The organism is Streptomyces sp. NPDC002156, from assembly GCF_053593675.1.
Genome location: NZ_JBSFDA010000008.1, coordinates 105,101 through 121,480 on the forward strand (window position 1 = coordinate 105,101; position 16,380 = coordinate 121,480).

Below are 16,380 nucleotides of genomic sequence, written 5' to 3' on the forward strand. Positions count from 1 at the left end.
ACTACTCCGAGCCGTCCGCCGGCAGGCGCTCCGGCAGCCCGAGCCGCGGGAACTGGTCGTCGTGGAAGACGACGATCTCGGTGATCGCCCCGCCGGTGATCCGCAGGACGTCGATCACCAGCGGCAGGTACGCGCCCTCCCGATCCCGCCAGAGGTAGAAGGCGACGGCGGGCTGCCGGTTCACGGAGGTGAGGACGGCGCGCAGGCCCGTCATGCCCTCGAAGCCGTCCTCGACCCAGTCGTTCACCACCGCGTCGCGGCCGATGTTCAGGCCCGGCGTGGGCGGCATCGAGCACCGCACGTCGTTCCGCAGCATTGCCGCGATCCTGTCGACGTCCGTGGCGACGCTGGCTTCGGTGAAGCGGCGCACCAACTCGCGCGTGGCGGCGTCCTGTTCGCCGCCGGTCCAGTCCTGCCTTTCGGCGGGCAGGTGCTCCCGCATGCCGGCGCGGGCCCGCTGCAGCGCGCTGTTCACGGAGTTGACGGAGTCCCCGAGGAGCTCCGCGACCTCCTTCGCCGGCCAGCCGAGCACGTCCCGCAGGATCAGCACGGCCCGCGGGCGCGGCGCGAGGTGCTGGACTGCGACCACATACGCCAGCTCGATCGTCTCCCGCGCGACGGCGACGGTCTCCGGCTCGTCCGCGTCGCCCGCGGGCAGCTCGTCGAGCAGCCGGTCCGGGTAGGGCTGCAGCCACAGCACCTCGCCGCCGGTCGCAGGCTCCGGGCGGCACTTGGCGAGCAGGTCCAGGCAGGCGTTGGTGGCGATCCGGTACAGCCAGGCCCGGAACGTCGACCGCCCCTCGAAGGTCTCCCGCCGCCGCCAGGCACGGAGGAACGTCTCCTGCACGGTGTCCTCGGCATCCTCGAACGACCCGAGCATCCGGTAGCAGTGCACGTGCAGCTCCCGCCGGTACCGCTCCGCCAGCCCCGAGAACGCCGGCTCGTCGACCTCGCCCAGCCCGCTCACGCCCAGCTCCTCCAGCCGCGTGTCCGCACTCATCACGTCATCCTTCCGCCTCGTCGTGTCCCGTCGTAGGTGTGACGGGTGTGGGCGCGAAAACTCATCACCAGGTCGGTCGGCATGGCTGAGCGTTTCTCATCCTTGGCAGGTCGGGTTTTCGACGTGGTGGAGAACGAGGATGGCCTGCACCATTGCGGTCGTCCGGGAGGGACTGCAGCGCAACTTGGTCAGGACTTTCCAGGCCTTGAGGGTGGCCTCGCCCTTGCTGGACAAGACTGACCGGAAGGACGCTGAACATGACCGGGCAACGCGACCGTTGGGCGGAACTGGCCGGCGGACAGGCCGGAGAGGAGTACGCCCGGCGTTTCGCGCGGCACTTTGCGGAGGTCAAAAATCTCTGTCTGCTGCTGATTTCCGCCGCCCGCCGGCTGGGCGCCACCGTCGGCGCCTGGCGCCAGGGACCCGGCACGCCCAGGAATGGTGCCCCGTTGGTCAGTTGGTTTCGGGCTGGACGTCGGCCGGGGGTGTTGGGTTGAGGGGTGTCGGTGGTGGTGTAGTAGACGGAGACGAACTCTTGGAGGACATCCGTCCGCTGCACGCCGCGCTCCGCGAGTCCGCGGACCCCCGGGCAGAGGAAGCGCGGGCATGGCTCGATGAGGCTCAGGCGGCACGCGCCAACGGTTGCGGCCGCACTGCCATGCACTACCTCCACCACGCCCTCGTCCACACCAGATACGCGGACATCGCCGAAGCGGTCCAAGGCGCAGAAGCGTCCCCGTGGTTGGACGTCATCCGGCAACGTGTGGATGAGGCCGATGAGGCGGGCGGGCCGTTGCACGGCCCACGGCCTAGAGCATCTGTCGGCGCAGTCGGCACGGCGTTCCAGGCGATCGCCTGGAACGCTGGGGGGCTGTCGACGTCGGCCAACGCGCCCTGTTCCTCGACTGGCTGTCCGCTGAGGTCCGACGTCAACTGCTGCCGTCCGTCAGCCGTCGTACGGCGGACGGTGCCTGCGGCCCAGTCGTCGCTTCGGGCGGATCCGCTCCAAGCGACGAGTCGAGGGTGGCCGAACCGTACGACGACAGCGACTGAAGCGACCCACGCCCCAGCGGGCCGGGAGGAGGGCGCAGCTTCGCGGGAGCGGGCGGGTACGCCTGAACTGGTGTGCGTGTGACGGCAGCGGGTCTTCGGGTTCACCGTGTGGCGCGAAGCGGACGGGGGCTTGTCGGTTGAGCCCGCCTCGCACGCAGAGAGTGATCGTTGGATCATTCTCCGTGCAGGTAGCCGGGTGTGACGGGGGCCGCGCGATGCGGTGGTGGAGACATGGCATTTGGCTGGGAGCGGTGGCCGTCACGGGCGCCGTGCTGGCCGTGGCACTGGCCAACGGGGACCTCGGCAACACGTCGTCGCTGACGGCGGTGCTTGGCTTCGGGTTGTCCGTCGTCGGATTGGCCGTGAACCTGTGGCGCGGAACTCCCGCCGACAGCGTGTCCGCCGACGGCGCTTCGTCGCCGGAGCGGCTGGAGCAGCTGGCGGGCCGGCTGGCGGTGGCGGTGGACGAGCAGTGGCACCGGGAGTGGCGGCTGCGGCGACTGCAGGATCCGCATCCGCTCCAAGTGCGGTGGTCGTCGGCCGAGGCGTGGCTCGCCGACGACCCCGGCGACGACCGTCTGCCCGCGGATCTGGACAATCGCCTCGATGGCATCTCGGCCGCTGTGGATGCCGTGCCGTCGCGGCGGCTCGTGGTCCTGGGAGACCCGGGCAGCGGCAAGACCGTCCTCGCCCTCCGTTTCACCCTGGACCGGATCGCCCAGCGTGCGGACGGCGATCCGGTACCGGTGATCTTCCCCGTGTCCGCCTGGCAGCCTGATCGTGAGCCATTGCGGGAGTGGATGAACGCCCACCTGTCCGCCACCTACCCGGGCGCCCCCTGGACCCGGGAGCTGCTTAGACCGTGTCCTACGTGGTGAGGCGGACGAGGCGCTTGTAGCAGCAGAGGGCGGCGGCAAGTCCGAGAAATGCCAGGTAGTTGCGGGGCTGGCGCTCTTAGCGGGGACTGAGTCTGCGGTAACCGGACAGCCATGACGTTGGGTCGGCCGCGCGGCGAGGTGTCTGCCGTGGCAGGTCCTGTTCCGCGCGGCCTCCCGCCGAACCGGACATGACGGTTTCCCGGTCATCCGGCTCTCCAGTGACTACTGCGTGTCTGTTTTGGCAGGCCGTTTTGAGTGGATGCGGTCATGGCAGGCGTCGCAGGCCACGACGGTTTTGCGACGCCGATGCAACATGACGCGCGCCCAGTCGGAGGGCTGCCATCCGGCATGCGCGAGGTCGGCGAGAGCGCGGACATGGTGAACTTGCACGTTGCCCTTGCTTCCGCAGATCTCGCAGGTGTCCGCCAGGAGCCTCGCGATGAGTTCCTTCTGCGGATAGTCCACCCGGACCGGCTCACGATCGGCGAGTTCTGCCGCTCGCTGCCGTTGGAGCGGAATTCCACCGAACCGTGCCACCAGTGGCTTCCTGTTCTTCCGCTCGATACGGGCCTCGAAGCATACTCGGGGCCCATTGGGAGTTTCGATTCTGGCCTTGTGCTTGGCGGCCATCTTCGTCACTGAAGAGCGGTGCTTGGCGGCGAGTGTCTTGAGCATGGATGTCTCCATGACCCATTGCAGCCGATGCAGCCGATGCAGCCGGAAGACATCTCCGGCGAGCAGGTAGTACTGGACAACGCCCCGGTAGACGGACCCGAAGGTCGCCACGATCGCGTGATCGCTGCTGTTGATCAGGGCCGTCTTCTTCGCGGGTTTTCCGCGGGCGAGATACGGGACGCACTTGGCTTTGATCACGTCCCGTGGGACACGGAGTGCTGTCTGGCCGTTGACTCGACGGTAACGGCCAGTCTTCTTCGTGTCGTTGTGCTGGGTCGTGATCTCGTAGCCGAGAAACCTTGCTGCCCGGGTGCGGGCGTGAGTGATCAGTGTCTTCTCCTGGGACAGTTCCAGCTTGAGTTCATCACGCAGGAACTGGGCCAGGCGCTGTTTGATCTGCTCGGCCTCGGCTTTCGGGCCGGTGAAACCGAGGAGGTGATCGTCCGCGTAGCGTATGTAGCGCAGCCTGCGGTATGCCGGATCGTTGGGATCCGCGCTCGGCAGGCTGACCATCCGCTGACGCGACACACGGGCCTGCACCCGATCGCCGCGCCGGCGGGCTTTCGCCAGCAGATTCTGCAACTCCAGGTAGGCCGGGTTTCTGGCCCGGCGGTCTCCCCGGGTGTACTCCGGAATCAGAACTGTCTCGACGAACTCATCCAGCTTGTGCAGGTAGATGTTGGACAGGATCGGGGAGGCCACTCCGCCCTGCGGCGCTCCGGAGAGTGTGGCGCCCCACCTCCAGTCCTCCAGGTATCCGGCTGTCAGCATGTTGCGCACCAGCCGCAGAAACCGCCGGTCATGGATGTTCTCGCCGAGGATCGACAGCAGGACCTGGTGGTCCAGGCTGCCGAAGCAGTCGGCGATGTCCCCTTCGATGAACCAGGACGTCCCGGTCCAGGTGTGGTCCACCTCCCGCAATGCGGTGTGGCAGCCACGGCGGGGACGGAACCCATGGGAGCGGTCGGAGAACGTCGGCTCGTAATACGCCTCAAGCAACAGGCGGACCACTTCACCGACGAGTTTGTCCGACCAGGTGGGCAGCCCCAGCGGACGCGTCTTCCCGTTCTTCTTCGGGATATGGACACGCCGGACCGGGCGGAAGCGGTAACGCTCGTGACGCATCGCTTCAATGATCCGGTTGATCTTCCGCTGCGACATGCCGTCCACGGTTTCCGACGTGACCCCGGGCGTCATCGCGCCATGATTGGCGTAGATGCGACCGTAGGCCAGCAGATACAACTGCGGGTTGAACAGCTGCCGATACAGCTCATCACACGGCAGGCCACGCCTGCCGCGTGCACGCAGGACACCCAGCACCGTTTTGGCGTTCTGCATTCCGCATACCTCCCGGCTTCGAGTGTCTGAATCACCTGGCCCCCTTCGTCCGATGTGGACGGCTTTCCCGTCCTCCCTGGCCGGTCGTGACTCCGGCGACTACTACGGGGCCTCCGTCGCCATAGGATTCTCATCCCGTAGGCGATCCCACGTTCGTCCCTGTCTGTACGTACTAGCGCGACACAGGCGTCCCACTCATCTCCTTGAATGTCCTCGCTGGACATCGCCCCGCGCTCCGGAAGTTGCTCCGGCCACACAATCGAAGCCAGAGCAGAGCACGGCACCGGTTTCAGCTGTCCTTCCGGCGGATGGGAACTTGCATCTTCTGGAGATTGGGCTTCAAACAATCCAGTCTTCGCCATATCGCGCGGGCCACCCAGCGCACCGTCTCCGACAACTGAGCCCGGTCACTGGTTTTCTGACATGCTTTTGTCCCCTTTACCTTTCGGATCCAGGTAAGTCATCGGGCCCAGGAACCTCCTTCCGAGTTCCTCCCGGCTGAGCCGGGGATACAAACAGAGCGCCTCGTGGCGCACATCGTGCGCTCGATGACCCACCTCCGACGCCCTAATCGCTCGCTGGATTCGATGCCTTTCCGGGCGATGCGTACTCCGATTCGCTTCCATCGGAGCCATCTGCGCAGGTCGGCACGATCATAGGCTTTGTCTGCGTGTAGGCGCTGGGGCTTGAAGTACCGGCCGCGGTGAGGGTCGTGTCTCGTTTGGTGACCCTCGATCATGGGCTTGAGCCCTTCGCTGTCGTGGGTGTTGTCGGCCGAGATGCCGACGAGGAGGGGCAGTCCGTTCGCGTCCGACAGGATGTGCATTTTGGAATCCGGCTTGCCCCGGTCCACGGGGCTCGGACCTGTATGTTCGCCCCTTTTTTTGACCCGGACGTGGGCGGAGTCGAGGACGACGCGGGTGACGTCGATGAGGCCGGCGTCGTCGAGCTGGTGCAGCACGGCCTCGTGGAGGCGGCCCCAGACGCCGGCTCTCGACCAGATCAGGAACCGGCGGTGAGCCGTCGACTTTGATATGCCGAAGCAGGATGGCAGTTGGCGCCAGGCGCAGCCGCTGACCAGGACGTAGACGATGGCCGCGAACAGCGTCTCATCAGGCGTGTCCTGCGTTCCGCCGCCCTGCGGCCGCACCCTCGACGGCGGGATCAGCGGCTTCGCGATCTCCCACAACCCGTCCGGAACAATCCAACTCCACGTACCCCGCCCCATACCGGGGGCAACGTTCGCCTCACCACGTAGGACACGGTCTAAGTAGCAGTAACAATGGTGTTGTTGGGGACCCGGCGGGGCCCGTCAGGGGCTACCGTGGAAGCCGGTTGCCGCCACCGGGGGAGTGGCGGGAGTCGCTGGGGGCCGGTATGGAACCGCTTGCGTTGGCGGTGGGCACAGCTCTTGTCTCGGCGATGGCCACGGATGCCTGGCAGCAGGCCAGGAGTGCGCTGACGGCGCTGTTGCGCCGGGTGCGGCCGGAACAGGCCGAGCAGATCGACGTGGACTACACCACCGCCCGGGACCGGCTGCTGGCCGCCCTGGAGGCCGGGGCGGACGGGATCGCCCCGGCGCTGGAGACGGACTGGCAGTTCCGGGTTCACCTTATGCTGCGTGAACACCCGGAGATCGCCGGTGAGTTGCGTCGCGTCCTGGACGCCGAGCTGACTCCGCTGCTGCCGGGGAATGAACAGGCGCGGGTCGGCACGGTGATGCACGCCACGGCGTCCGGCTCCGGGCGGGTCTACCAGGCCGCGCGTGACCAGTACATCACCGAACGGTGAACACACCGCCGGACCGGCAGCCCGGACCCGAGGATCCGCGCATTCGCTACCGCGTGCCGCCGGGAGGGCAGGCGTCGGGTTCCGAAACGGCGGGCGGAAGCGACCGAGCGCCGTCGGGAGAACGGTCGGCCGAAGCGGAGGAGCCGGACGCCCCCGCACCGGTGCCCTCGGACGGGTGGGTGCCCGGGCGACCCGCGGGCCCTGACGCCCCGGGCGGGTCGGCGCCGGCACGTCCGTCGTATGTCCCGTGGGACGCGCAGACGACGCTCCGGGCGCAGGCCACCGGCAGCGGGCGGGTGTACCAGGCGGCGCGGGACCTGTACGCCGCCGAGCGTGACCTGCACGTCCACTACACGCACGGCGTGCGTTCCACGCGTCGGGTCATCGCCGACACGGCGACGGACGAGTGCCCCTACCCGGGGCTGCAGGCATTCGGCACCGAGCAGGCCGCGTGGTTTTTCGGCCGGGACACGGCGACTGCGACCCTCCTGGTCCGGCTGGACGCGCGGCTGCGCACCGGCGGTCCGGTCGCCGTCGTCGCCCCCTCAGGCGCGGGCAAGTCATCGCTGCTGAACGCCGGACTGCTGCCCCACCTGGCCCGGGGCGCCCTCGCGGCCCCCGGCTCCGCCGACTGGCCGCGCGTCCTGCTCACCCCCACCGCATGGCCGACCAGGGAGCTGGCCTCCCGGCTCGCGGAGGCCGGCTGGGACCAGCGAGGCCGGACCGGGCGTCTCGTGGTGGTGGTCGACCAGTTGGAGGAGCTCTTCACCCTGTGCCCCAGCGAGGACGAACGCCATCGCTTCGTGGACATGCTGGCCGCCCTTGCCCACGCTGACCCGGAGAGAGGCCGGGGCCCCGACGCCCTGCTGGTCCTGGGCCTGCGCTCCGACTTCTACTCCCCGTGCGCGAACCACCCCTGGCTGCGCGAGGCGCTGGAACACGGCCAGTTGCTGCTCGGTCCCCTGACGGAGACGGAACTACGGGAAGCCATCCTCCACCCCGCCCAGGAGATGGACCTGGACGTCGAACCCGGCCTGGTGGAACTCCTGTTGCGCGACCTCGGGGTCGACAGCGGAGATCCCGGCGCGGGGTACGAGGCCGGGCGACTTCCGCTGCTGGCCCACGCCCTGCGCGCCACCTGGCAGATGCGCTCCGGCCACGTCCTTACCGTGGCCGGTTACCGGGCGACCGGCGGTATCCACGAAGCCGTCACCACCACGGCCGAGGAGATCTACACCAGCCTTCACGACACCGGACGGCGGGCGGCGCGCGCCGTCTTCCTGCGGCTCGTCCGCTACGGCGAGCACACCGAGGACACCCGGCGCAGACGTTCCTACACCGACCTCCTGGACTCCGTCGACAGCCCCGAACCAGCCGTCGCCGCCGTCATCGAACGGTTCACCCGGGCCCGGCTGCTCACCCGGCACCAGGACCACGTCGAGATCACCCACGAGTCGCTGCTGGCCGCCTGGCCCCGGCTGCACACCTGGATCGAGAGCGGCCGCACCGACCACCTGCTGCGCCAGGAACTCGAACAGGCCGCCGCCGACTGGGACCGGTCCGGCCACGACACCGGCATGCTCTACCGCGGCCACCGCCTGGAGGCGGCGCTCACCTGGTCCCGGCGCACGGACCGCGATCCCCTTGCTCCCGCGGCCACCGACTTCCTCGCCACGTCGCTCCGCTCCCGGCACCGGGCCAGACGACTACGCCGCGCCGCCGTCGCCACGCTGACCGCGCTTGCGGTGATCGCCTCGGGGGCCGCCGTGATCGCCTTCCGGCAGACGGGTACGGCACGGGCCGAACGGGACACGGCCGTCTTCAACCAGGTGCTCGCCAAGGCGGACGCGGTGCGGTCGGCCGACACCTCCCTGGCCGCGCAGCTGGATCTGGTCGCCCATCGGATGCGGCCCGGCGACCGGACGGTCACCACGAGGCTGCTGGCGGACGCGGGAGCACCACTCGCGGCACCGGTGCGGGGCACGGGCCGCGTCCACCGGGCCGCGTTCAGCCCCGACCAGCCGATCGCCGCCACTGCAGGTGATGACGCCACCGTACGACTGTGGGACATGTCGCGTCCGACCCGAGCGGTTCAGCTCGGGGAGCCCATGCGGGGGCATACGGAGAGCGTTCTGACCGTTGCCTTCAGCGCCAGCGGCAACCTGCTCGCCAGCGGGTCGGCCGATGACACCGTGCGGTTGTGGGACGTGACCCGGCCCGACCGGCCGAAGGCCCTGGGCGGGCCGCTGGCCGGGCATCGCAGAGGCGCGCAGGAACTGCTCTTCAGTCCGGCCGGGAGAACGCTGGTGAGCGCCGACTGGCAGGGCGATGTCCGGCTGTGGGACGTCTCCGACCCGGCTCGACCCGTTGTCCTGGGCCGGCTGCCGAACGGCCAGGCTGTGTCAGGTCTCTCCTTCAGTCCCGATGGCGCTGTGCTCGCGGTTGCGGAGACCGGTGGACTCGTCGGACTGTGGGACGTCTCCGACCCTGCCGGGCCACGGCTCCGCGGCAAGAAGCTCACCGGCAGTGGCGTCACCGCCGCATCCGTGTCGTTCAGCGCCGACGGCCGACTGCTGGCGGTCTCTTACGGGGACGGCCGGATCCGGTTGTGGGACACATCCGATCCCGGCCGTCCGGAGGCCGTCGGCTGGTGGCCCGACGCCCATGCTGGAAGCGCCTGGGCGGTCGTGTTCAGTCCCCACGGGCGCCTGTTCGCCAGTGCGGGATTCGACGGTCTCATCCGGCTGTGGAATGCCACCGACCCTGGGCGAGCCATCAGTCTCGGCGTGACACTCGCGGGTCACGAGGGCGTGGCCCAGTCGCTCGCCTTCGCCCCAGACGGCCATGGCTTGATGAGCGTCGGCACGGACGGCTTACGGTACTGGAGTCTGCCGGACAACATCCTGACCGGGCACACCAGGAGCGTTGTCGACGTCTCGTTCAGTTCCGATGCGAAGACTCTCGCCACCACGTCCTCCGACCGTACGGTCCGGCTCTGGGACCTCACCCGGTCGGCCCGCCCCGAATCCGTCGCGCGGATCACTGGCTTCGACCATGGCGTCGGGGCCACGCTGTTCGGTGCCCGACCCGGCATCGCTGCCACAAGCGCTGGAAAGAACGGCGTCGATGTGTGGGACCTGTCCCGCCCCGACCGTCCGCGAAAGCTCAACCGCACCCCTCTCTACCAGGCCTTCGGTCCGGTCGTGTGGAGCCCGAAGCGGGACGTCTTGGTCACCAGCGCCTATGCCGCCGACTACGACTATCCGCTGCGGCTGTGGGATTTGACCGTCCCGGAGAAGCCCCGGCCCCTCGTCGATTTGCGAGCCGGGCATGACGGCGTCACGGAGGCGATCGCCTTCAGTGCCGACGGCCGGCTGCTGGTCAGCGGCCATGACGATCGCACCGTACAACTGTGGGATGTCACCGATCCGGGCCGAGCGAAACCGCTGGGCGTCCCCCTGCGCACCCGCGCGTCGGGCATCGCCGATGTAGCCGCCGCTCCGGACGGCCAGACGGTGGCCGTCGCCACGGACTCCGGCGCCATCGAGATCTGGGACGTGACCGATCCGGACCGCCCCCGACGCACGGGCCCGACGTCCGTCCGGCACCTGAACCTCGTCAACTCTGTCTCCTTCAGCCCTGACGGCCGCACCTTGATGAGCGCCGGGTACGACGGCACCGTCCGGCTGTGGGACGTCACCGACCCCGCGCACACGGCCCCGCTCGGCCGACTGCTCGGTCCAGGCGCCGTCTACGACGCCGCCCAGTTCAGCACCGTCGACGCCGCCGAGTTCAGCCCCGACGGCCGCACCCTCGCCGCCGCGCTGGCGGACGGGACCGTACGGCTGTGGAGCATGGACGTGGACGCCGCAGCCCGCAGGATCTGTCACGACACCGCGAACACGCTCACGGAGACGGTGTGGCGCCGGCATCTGCCGGGCGTCCCGTACGCCGACCCCTGTCCGGGAGAGCGGCAGCGGTGAGTCTGCGTTGATGTCCGCACCGTCCCCGGGCCCGTCGGCGATCCCCCAAGGTGGTCGCCGCCGGCATCGCACTGACCCCTACACCCACGACGACGAGTACGCCGTCACCGGATCGCGTACCAAGCATCTCTGGCTGGAGTTCGCGGAGCCGCCTGCCGACCGGAGGGACGCGTACTTCGCCAAGGCGCTGACGAGCACCCCCGACCCCATGCTGCTCCCCGGCACGGAACCCCCGGCCGCCCCCGCAGTACTCGCCGGCGTGGCGCTCGACCCCGAGCCGGTCCGGGTGATCACCCCGCGGCAGGTGCAGGACCTGGCCGGACTGTCCGTCATGCAACGCCTGGAACCGAGTGCGAGCAGCGACCGGCACTTCCTGGTGCCGCTGCCGCCCGACACCGACCCGGCTCACCGGAGTTGTTCTCGTTCTACACGTACGAGATCCGGGTCGGCCACGACCGCGGGCCGGTCGACGATCCGCTGTGGTCGACCGCGCAGGGCCGCTACGGCGAGCCCCTCCTCCTGGAGGGCGTCCAACACCCGGCCCCGGAACTGGTCTGCTCCGTCATCGCCGAACCCGACGGCGCGATCCGGATACGGGCACCGTACGCCCTCCCGTACCTCCACCTCAGGCGGGTGCAGCCGCGTCCGCCCAACACGGAGATCTGGGTCGTGCTGTACGCCCGGGTCGTTCAGGCGGATGCGGTCACGAAGCGCAATGCGCAGATCGACCTCCGCCGGCTCCGGGTGCGCCGGACGACAGACGTGTCGCTGCCCGTCGAAGGGGAGGGGTGGTGGCCGGGTGCCGAGGTCACGGCGGCCCTCGCGCGGGCCGGTCTACCGGTGGAGGCCGGGCTCAGCGCGCTGGCGGTCGAATTGCTACCCGAACCCAATGGCGGCTTCCTCGGCCCGCTGGGCGGCGACCTCGGCCAGGTGCGCATCCTGCGCACCTCACCGCTGGCGGCCCTGGAACGCAGTTGCTGCCCTTCGTGATCGCCGAAGACCGCACGCTCGTTCATGGTGCGGGTGGATGCGGTGGTGTTCTGACTGGCACTCCATCGCGTTGTCAGGACTTGTACGCCATTGGATGGGCCGTGAGACTGGCGCGTCTGTAGTGCAGGAGCCATCCGTCGCGGGTGGGGTGGCCGATGGAGTCGGCGAGGCCGATGACGGGGTCGGTGAGGGCGGTGTGGAGGTCTTCGGGGTGGGGGTCGGAGTCCCAGTGGAGGGTGCTCTGGTCGCCTTCGACGGACAGGCGGCGGTGGTGGGCGTGTCCGCGGTCGGGTCGGTCGGTGAGGTCGTTGAACCATGTGCCGATGTCCCAGCTGCCGTCCGGGGCGTGGGTGCATAGCCGTGCGGTGAGCGCGGCGAGCAGGGTCTCGGTGTCGGCGGTGAGGTGGGGGAGTGCGTTGAGCGTGGTGTGTTCCTCGTCGCTGACTGGGATGTCACTTGTCCAGAGGCGGGAGTAGTTGCTGTCCGGATCGGGTGGGCCTTGCAGGCGGCCGTCGGGGTCACGGGTCACGGTCATGGTGGCGCCGGTGGGCAGGTGACGCAGGTGCCATCCCTCGTCGTAGGAGCTCTCCACCCGCAGTCCGGGCAGCCCGATCTGCGGGAGCCTGTCGCGTCCGATCAGCCAGCAGGCCACGTTGTAGGGGGCCCGGGCGGTGATCACCAGGTCGTCGTGGCGAGGCCAGACGACCAGGGTGCAGCGGGTGATGTCGGCGAGGCTGACGTGGCGTGGCCACAGGCTGGTGGGGCCGTGGTTGAACATGCCCAGGGCCAGCAGCGCTCGCAGCCGCCGCTGTGCAGCGGTGCAGACGTCAAGGCCCAGGCCGTTGCCCGGGGAAGGGACGTTGTTGCTGTGGCGGGAGACGCCGGTCGGCCAGGTTGACGTGGGGTAGGTATGACGGCGGCCGAAGCGATTCTGACGACTGCGCCGACAGCATGAGACCCCGGGCCTCGAAGGCCCGGGGTCCGGTGGTCCGGGGAGCGGTCGGAGGTTGTCTCGGTAGTCGTCCCGTTCGGTGGACGGTCCGTACTGTGAACCTGCGTTGGGGTTCAGTGACGCTGTGGCCAGGAGTATCCGAGTTGCCTGGCGAACTCTGGTGAGCCACCGCAGACCTCGGCGGTCTGGCGTGGGTCAGCTGCGATGAGTTGCTCGGCGAGCCGTTCGGCTTGGTCTGCCGGGTCGTCAGTGGAGACGGCGAGGATCATCTGGAACTGCAGCCATGGCCGGTCTTCCCTGATGGCAGCGCGGCCTGGATGGAAGAGGAAGACGTTGACCTGGTCCGGTTCCCAGGGCAGGGCGGACACGGCGCCGAGTTCGCATTCCCACCGTGCGAGCCAGTCGGTGCGTTCTCGGAGGTCCTGTTCCAGGAGCCGTGCAACGGTCCGCGCCGGCCATTCCCAGCTGTGGTCCGCGGTCGCCCGCTCGACTTCTCTTTGGTACTCCTGAACCTCGAAGCGGAAGGCAGGCAGGTCGACCTCGTCCTCGTCGGGATTGCGCCAGGCGTCCCAGAGCACGTAGTCGCCGTCGCGCTGGATGGTCACGTAGAGAGCGCCGCAGCAGCCTTCGGTGCACGATGCCTCGGCGAGCCGCACTTCGTGCGGTAGCGATTCGGCAGTGAGAGGGCCGCCGGGCACCAAGAGGTACTTGGGATCTTCACCCGGACCCTCCGTGAATGCGTCAGCCAAGATGTCCCTGCCATCAACCAGGGCCCGGACCTCCACGTTCGCATCCCTCTGGGTGGGATCAGGAACGACAACGTGAAGGGTGAGGCAATGCTTCTCATCGGTCACGGGATGATTGTCGAATGCGCCGGGCCCGGGTGTCGCGCCTATTCTCACAGCCGACCTTCCTGGGCAGCGGTCACCTATCCGCCTGCCACCGGGAGACCGCGACGGCGCTGGAAGTGCTACTCGTTGTCGGCTGACGCGGCGCAGGTGTTCACCAGAGCGTGGATCGCCGGTGCGGGCAACGCCGGGTTGGCGGCCGCGTGGTGGACCAGCTCCTCGTCGTCGAGGAGCTGGTCGAGCCGGGACGGCGGAAGGTTCGGGTGGCGTGCGAACGCGGCCCGGACGGCGGGGTCGGGGTCCTGGGTGAGCTGCTCCACGGCGGCCTTCGGGACCTTGGGGTCGCGGGCGGCCAGCGCCCGGACGGCGGGATCCTCGTCGTCGGCGTGGACGGCCAGTCCGTCGGTGGGAAAGTGCGGGCGGGTGAGGAGGCGGTCGCGCTGATGGCCGGTGTACTCGAGGAAGCTGCGCAGGAGCAGGGCCGGCGGGGCGGCGGGGTGGTTCTGGGCCAGCAGGACGCGCACGTCCAGGTCGTCGTCGACGGCCAGCCGCGCCACCAGGTCGGCCGGCAGGGTGTGCACCCGCGCGGCGTTTCTGCGCAGCATCGGGTGAACGGACAGTGCGTCCCGGCGGACGGCCTCGGGGTCCGGGGGCGTCAGCGGCTCGGGACGGAACAGGATGAGCCCGTCCAGGGGGACCGCGTAGTCGATTGCGGCCCGCTCCTCCTCGCTCCACGCGGGGTGCACGGAAACCGCCAGCCGTACGCCCGGATCGGGATCCGTGGCGAGGGCCTGCCGCTGGGCAGGGCCGAGGTCCGGGTGACGAGCGACCGCCCTGCGCACCTCCGGCACGGGGTCGGCGGCGAGGGTGCGGCGCTCGGCGGGCCCGAGGTCGGTGCGGCCGGCGATCTCCGCACGGATCTCCGGGTCCGGATCGGCGGCCAGGAGCCTCACCACGTCGGGCGGCAGGGTCGGGTTCCCGGCGATCATCGACCGGTCCTGCGGGCCGGCCGGCGCGGTGAGGACCCCGTCCACGACCGCCCTGCTGAGTGCCCGGTGCATCAGGGCGTCGGTGCGGCCGTGACACGGTCTGTCGGGCAGGACGCTTTCGACCCATACCGGGTCCTCGCCGCGCAGATGCCGCTGGGCTCTCGACCGGACCTCGTCGTCGGGGTCCGTCAGTAGCGCGGCCTGTGTCTCGGCGGGCAGCCACGTCCACTCCATGCCGACGCCCCAGGCGCGGACCTTCGGATCCGGATGCGTGTGCATGGACCGGCGCAGCCCGGGCGAGAACTGCCGGAAGAAGGAACCGCCGAGGTGTTCCTGCTCGTAGCTGTTGAGCATGTACACGATAGCTTCGTCGGGCAGGGGCGGCCCGTCGTAGTCCAGCCCGGGTCCCTGGGCGAGGTGGGCGCGGACGAACCAGTGTGGATCCTCCAGGAGCCGTGCCCGCTGGGCCGGATCGACATGGGGGTTGCGGGCGAAGAAGCTGCGGGTGCGATGGTCGGGGTGCGCGATCACGGCGTCGACGACCGCCGCTGGCAGGGCCCGGTCCCGGCACAGCACCATCCGTACGGCGAGCGGGGCCTGGGCCAGCAGGTGCAGCAGGACCTCCGGCGGAGCGGCGGGATTCAGCGCCAGCCCGGCGAGCCGCCGGGTGGGCAGGTCGGCGTCCTGCCAGATCTCGTCAGGTGTCGGCACGCCTCGAACCCCCAAGGAAAGACCACGGAATAGGCCCCCTGCCACAGGACAGGGGGACCCATGACCCTAACCGCTCACTGCTGCCCTGCCGGTGTCGGAGTCCGGTCGTGACGATGCCGCGGACCATCGTTGCGGCACTGCTGTCGTGGACTTACTTGCTGCCGTGAAGGGCGAGGGCTGTTGCTCACTTTCGGGTGACGGCCCACAGGCGGCCAGGGTGGTGCGGTACGGCGGCTGCGGGGGCGGGGGCAACTCAGGCACGGGTGCGGGGTCGTGCAGGGTCGTCAACATGGGGCGTCAGCGGCGTACATGGCTGAGGCAGGCGAGAGTCACAGGAATATGGGCAACTGGTAACACAGTCCATGTTTTCTACCCGAGTCCTTCGCGGGGTGGACAGGGCGTGGGCGTGCGGCTGGTCCGGCCGCCACCCGCATACCGCACCGTCTCCCACGGCGGCCGGAAGGCCGCTGGCGGGGGCAGGGTGCCTGCATCTTCGGGGGGACTTCTTGTCTGCTTCTGTTTCTGTCACCGCCCGTCGTCTGGCCGCTGCCGCGCTCGCGGCCGGTGCTCTGGTCTCGGTGCCGGTGCTGCCGGCGTCCGCTGCCGGATCTGCCCGTCCGCAGCATCCGAAGGTGGAGATCTCGGCGGTCCAGTACGACTCCCCGGGACGTGACGACCGCTCGAACCGGTCGCTGAACAAGGAGCGGGTGGACCTCACCAACACAACCCGTCACACGGTCAACTTTGACGGCTGGACCCTTGAGGACGCCTCCGGCCACACGTACACGTTCGACCACTACCGTCTGGCCGGCCGTGCCATGGTCCGTATCCACACCGGTGAGGGCCGCGACAGTGGCACCGACCTGTACCAGGACCGCCGCAACTACGTGTGGAACAACGACCGTGACACCGCCACCCTGAGCAACGACCATGGCCGCTTCATCGACGACGAGTCCTGGGGCCGCGACCGCGATCACCGCCACGGCGACGCCCGCCACTGACACCACCACCCGCCGGGAGCAGTCGGCTGATCATGCCACCCGCCCCCGCACGTGAAACGGCGGGGGGGGGCGCGCCCCCCCCCCCGGGCGCGCCCCCCCGGGGGGGGGGGGCGCCAGGGGGGGGGGACGGGGGGGCCCCGCCATGTAACAACCCCGAGGGGGGGGCGCCGA

General features: G+C 69.5%; 10 protein-coding genes and 4 pseudogenes. 6 read left to right on the forward strand and 8 right to left on the reverse strand.

Annotated features, from left to right (window positions below; translation table 11 throughout):
* Window position 1 precedes the first annotated feature (1 nt).
* Window positions 2–1,000 (reverse strand): RNA polymerase subunit sigma-70, encoded by a 999-nt coding sequence (locus ACWCRB_RS06410; protein ID WP_450994946.1) that lies wholly within the window; start codon window positions 998–1,000, stop codon window positions 2–4.
* Window positions 1,001–1,096: 96 nt separating this feature from the next.
* Window positions 1,097–1,219, reverse strand: a pseudogene (locus tag ACWCRB_RS06415) (IS5/IS1182 family transposase); the annotation flags it as partial.
* Window positions 1,220–1,257: 38 nt separating this feature from the next.
* Between ACWCRB_RS06415 and ACWCRB_RS06420 the strand changes: the two are divergent.
* Window positions 1,258–1,416, forward strand: a pseudogene (locus ACWCRB_RS06420) (SAM-dependent methyltransferase); the annotation flags it as partial.
* Between the two features lie 888 nt (window positions 1,417–2,304).
* Window positions 2,305–2,931 carry a hypothetical protein gene (locus ACWCRB_RS06425; protein ID WP_450994947.1) on the forward strand — a complete coding sequence of 209 codons (627 nt, stop codon included), beginning with the start codon at window positions 2,305–2,307 and terminating at the stop codon, window positions 2,929–2,931.
* Here ACWCRB_RS06425 and ACWCRB_RS06430 read toward each other — a convergent pair.
* The 3 genes and pseudogenes from ACWCRB_RS06430 to ACWCRB_RS06440 form a co-directional block, all read right to left on the reverse strand.
* Window positions 2,921–3,046 (reverse strand): annotated as a pseudogene (locus tag ACWCRB_RS06430) (IS5/IS1182 family transposase); the annotation flags it as partial. The gene ACWCRB_RS06425 and the pseudogene ACWCRB_RS06430 sit on opposite strands and share 11 nt — an antisense overlap.
* Window positions 3,047–3,153: 107 nt before the next feature.
* The gene (locus ACWCRB_RS06435) at window positions 3,154–4,944 is read right to left on the reverse strand and encodes a reverse transcriptase domain-containing protein (protein WP_450994948.1); all 1,791 of its coding nucleotides are present in this window, start codon (window positions 4,942–4,944) and stop codon (window positions 3,154–3,156) included.
* Window positions 4,945–5,479: 535 nt separating this feature from the next.
* Window positions 5,480–6,172 (reverse strand): annotated as a pseudogene (locus tag ACWCRB_RS06440) (IS5 family transposase); the annotation flags it as partial.
* 149 nt (window positions 6,173–6,321) lie between these two features.
* On the opposite strand from ACWCRB_RS06440, the gene ACWCRB_RS06445 reads away from it, so the two are divergent.
* The 3 genes from ACWCRB_RS06445 (at window position 6,322) to ACWCRB_RS06455 (ending at window position 11,708) form a co-directional block, all read left to right on the forward strand.
* Window positions 6,322–6,735: a hypothetical protein gene (locus ACWCRB_RS06445; protein ID WP_450994949.1), complete on the forward strand. Its 414-nt coding sequence runs from the start codon at window positions 6,322–6,324 to the stop codon at window positions 6,733–6,735.
* Between the two features lie 179 nt (window positions 6,736–6,914).
* Window positions 6,915–10,718, forward strand: a complete 3,804-nt coding sequence (locus tag ACWCRB_RS06450; protein WP_450994950.1) for an nSTAND1 domain-containing NTPase — start codon at window positions 6,915–6,917, stop codon at window positions 10,716–10,718.
* Between the two features lie 414 nt (window positions 10,719–11,132).
* The gene (locus ACWCRB_RS06455; RefSeq protein ID WP_450994951.1) at window positions 11,133–11,708 is read left to right on the forward strand and encodes a hypothetical protein; all 576 of its coding nucleotides are present in this window, start codon (window positions 11,133–11,135) and stop codon (window positions 11,706–11,708) included.
* Between the two features lie 73 nt (window positions 11,709–11,781).
* On the opposite strand, the gene ACWCRB_RS06460 is transcribed toward ACWCRB_RS06455, so the two are convergent.
* The 3 genes from ACWCRB_RS06460 to ACWCRB_RS06470 all read right to left on the reverse strand — a co-directional run bounded on the left by ACWCRB_RS06460 (window position 11,782) and on the right by ACWCRB_RS06470 (window position 15,208).
* On the reverse strand, window positions 11,782–12,486 hold the full coding sequence (locus ACWCRB_RS06460; protein WP_450994952.1) for a hypothetical protein: 705 nt from the start codon (window positions 12,484–12,486) through the stop codon (window positions 11,782–11,784).
* A 287-nt stretch (window positions 12,487–12,773) separates the two neighbouring features.
* Window positions 12,774–13,514, reverse strand: coding sequence for a hypothetical protein (locus ACWCRB_RS06465; RefSeq protein WP_450994953.1), 741 nt, complete (start codon window positions 13,512–13,514; stop codon window positions 12,774–12,776).
* 116 nt (window positions 13,515–13,630) lie between these two features.
* The gene (locus ACWCRB_RS06470) at window positions 13,631–15,208 is read right to left on the reverse strand and encodes a hypothetical protein (RefSeq protein ID WP_450994954.1); all 1,578 of its coding nucleotides are present in this window, start codon (window positions 15,206–15,208) and stop codon (window positions 13,631–13,633) included.
* Between the two features lie 506 nt (window positions 15,209–15,714).
* Here ACWCRB_RS06470 and ACWCRB_RS06475 point away from each other — a divergent pair.
* A complete protein-coding gene (locus tag ACWCRB_RS06475; protein WP_450994955.1) occupies window positions 15,715–16,209 on the forward strand; it encodes a lamin tail domain-containing protein in 495 nt (164 codons plus the stop codon).
* Window positions 16,210–16,380: the final 171 nt, after the last annotated feature.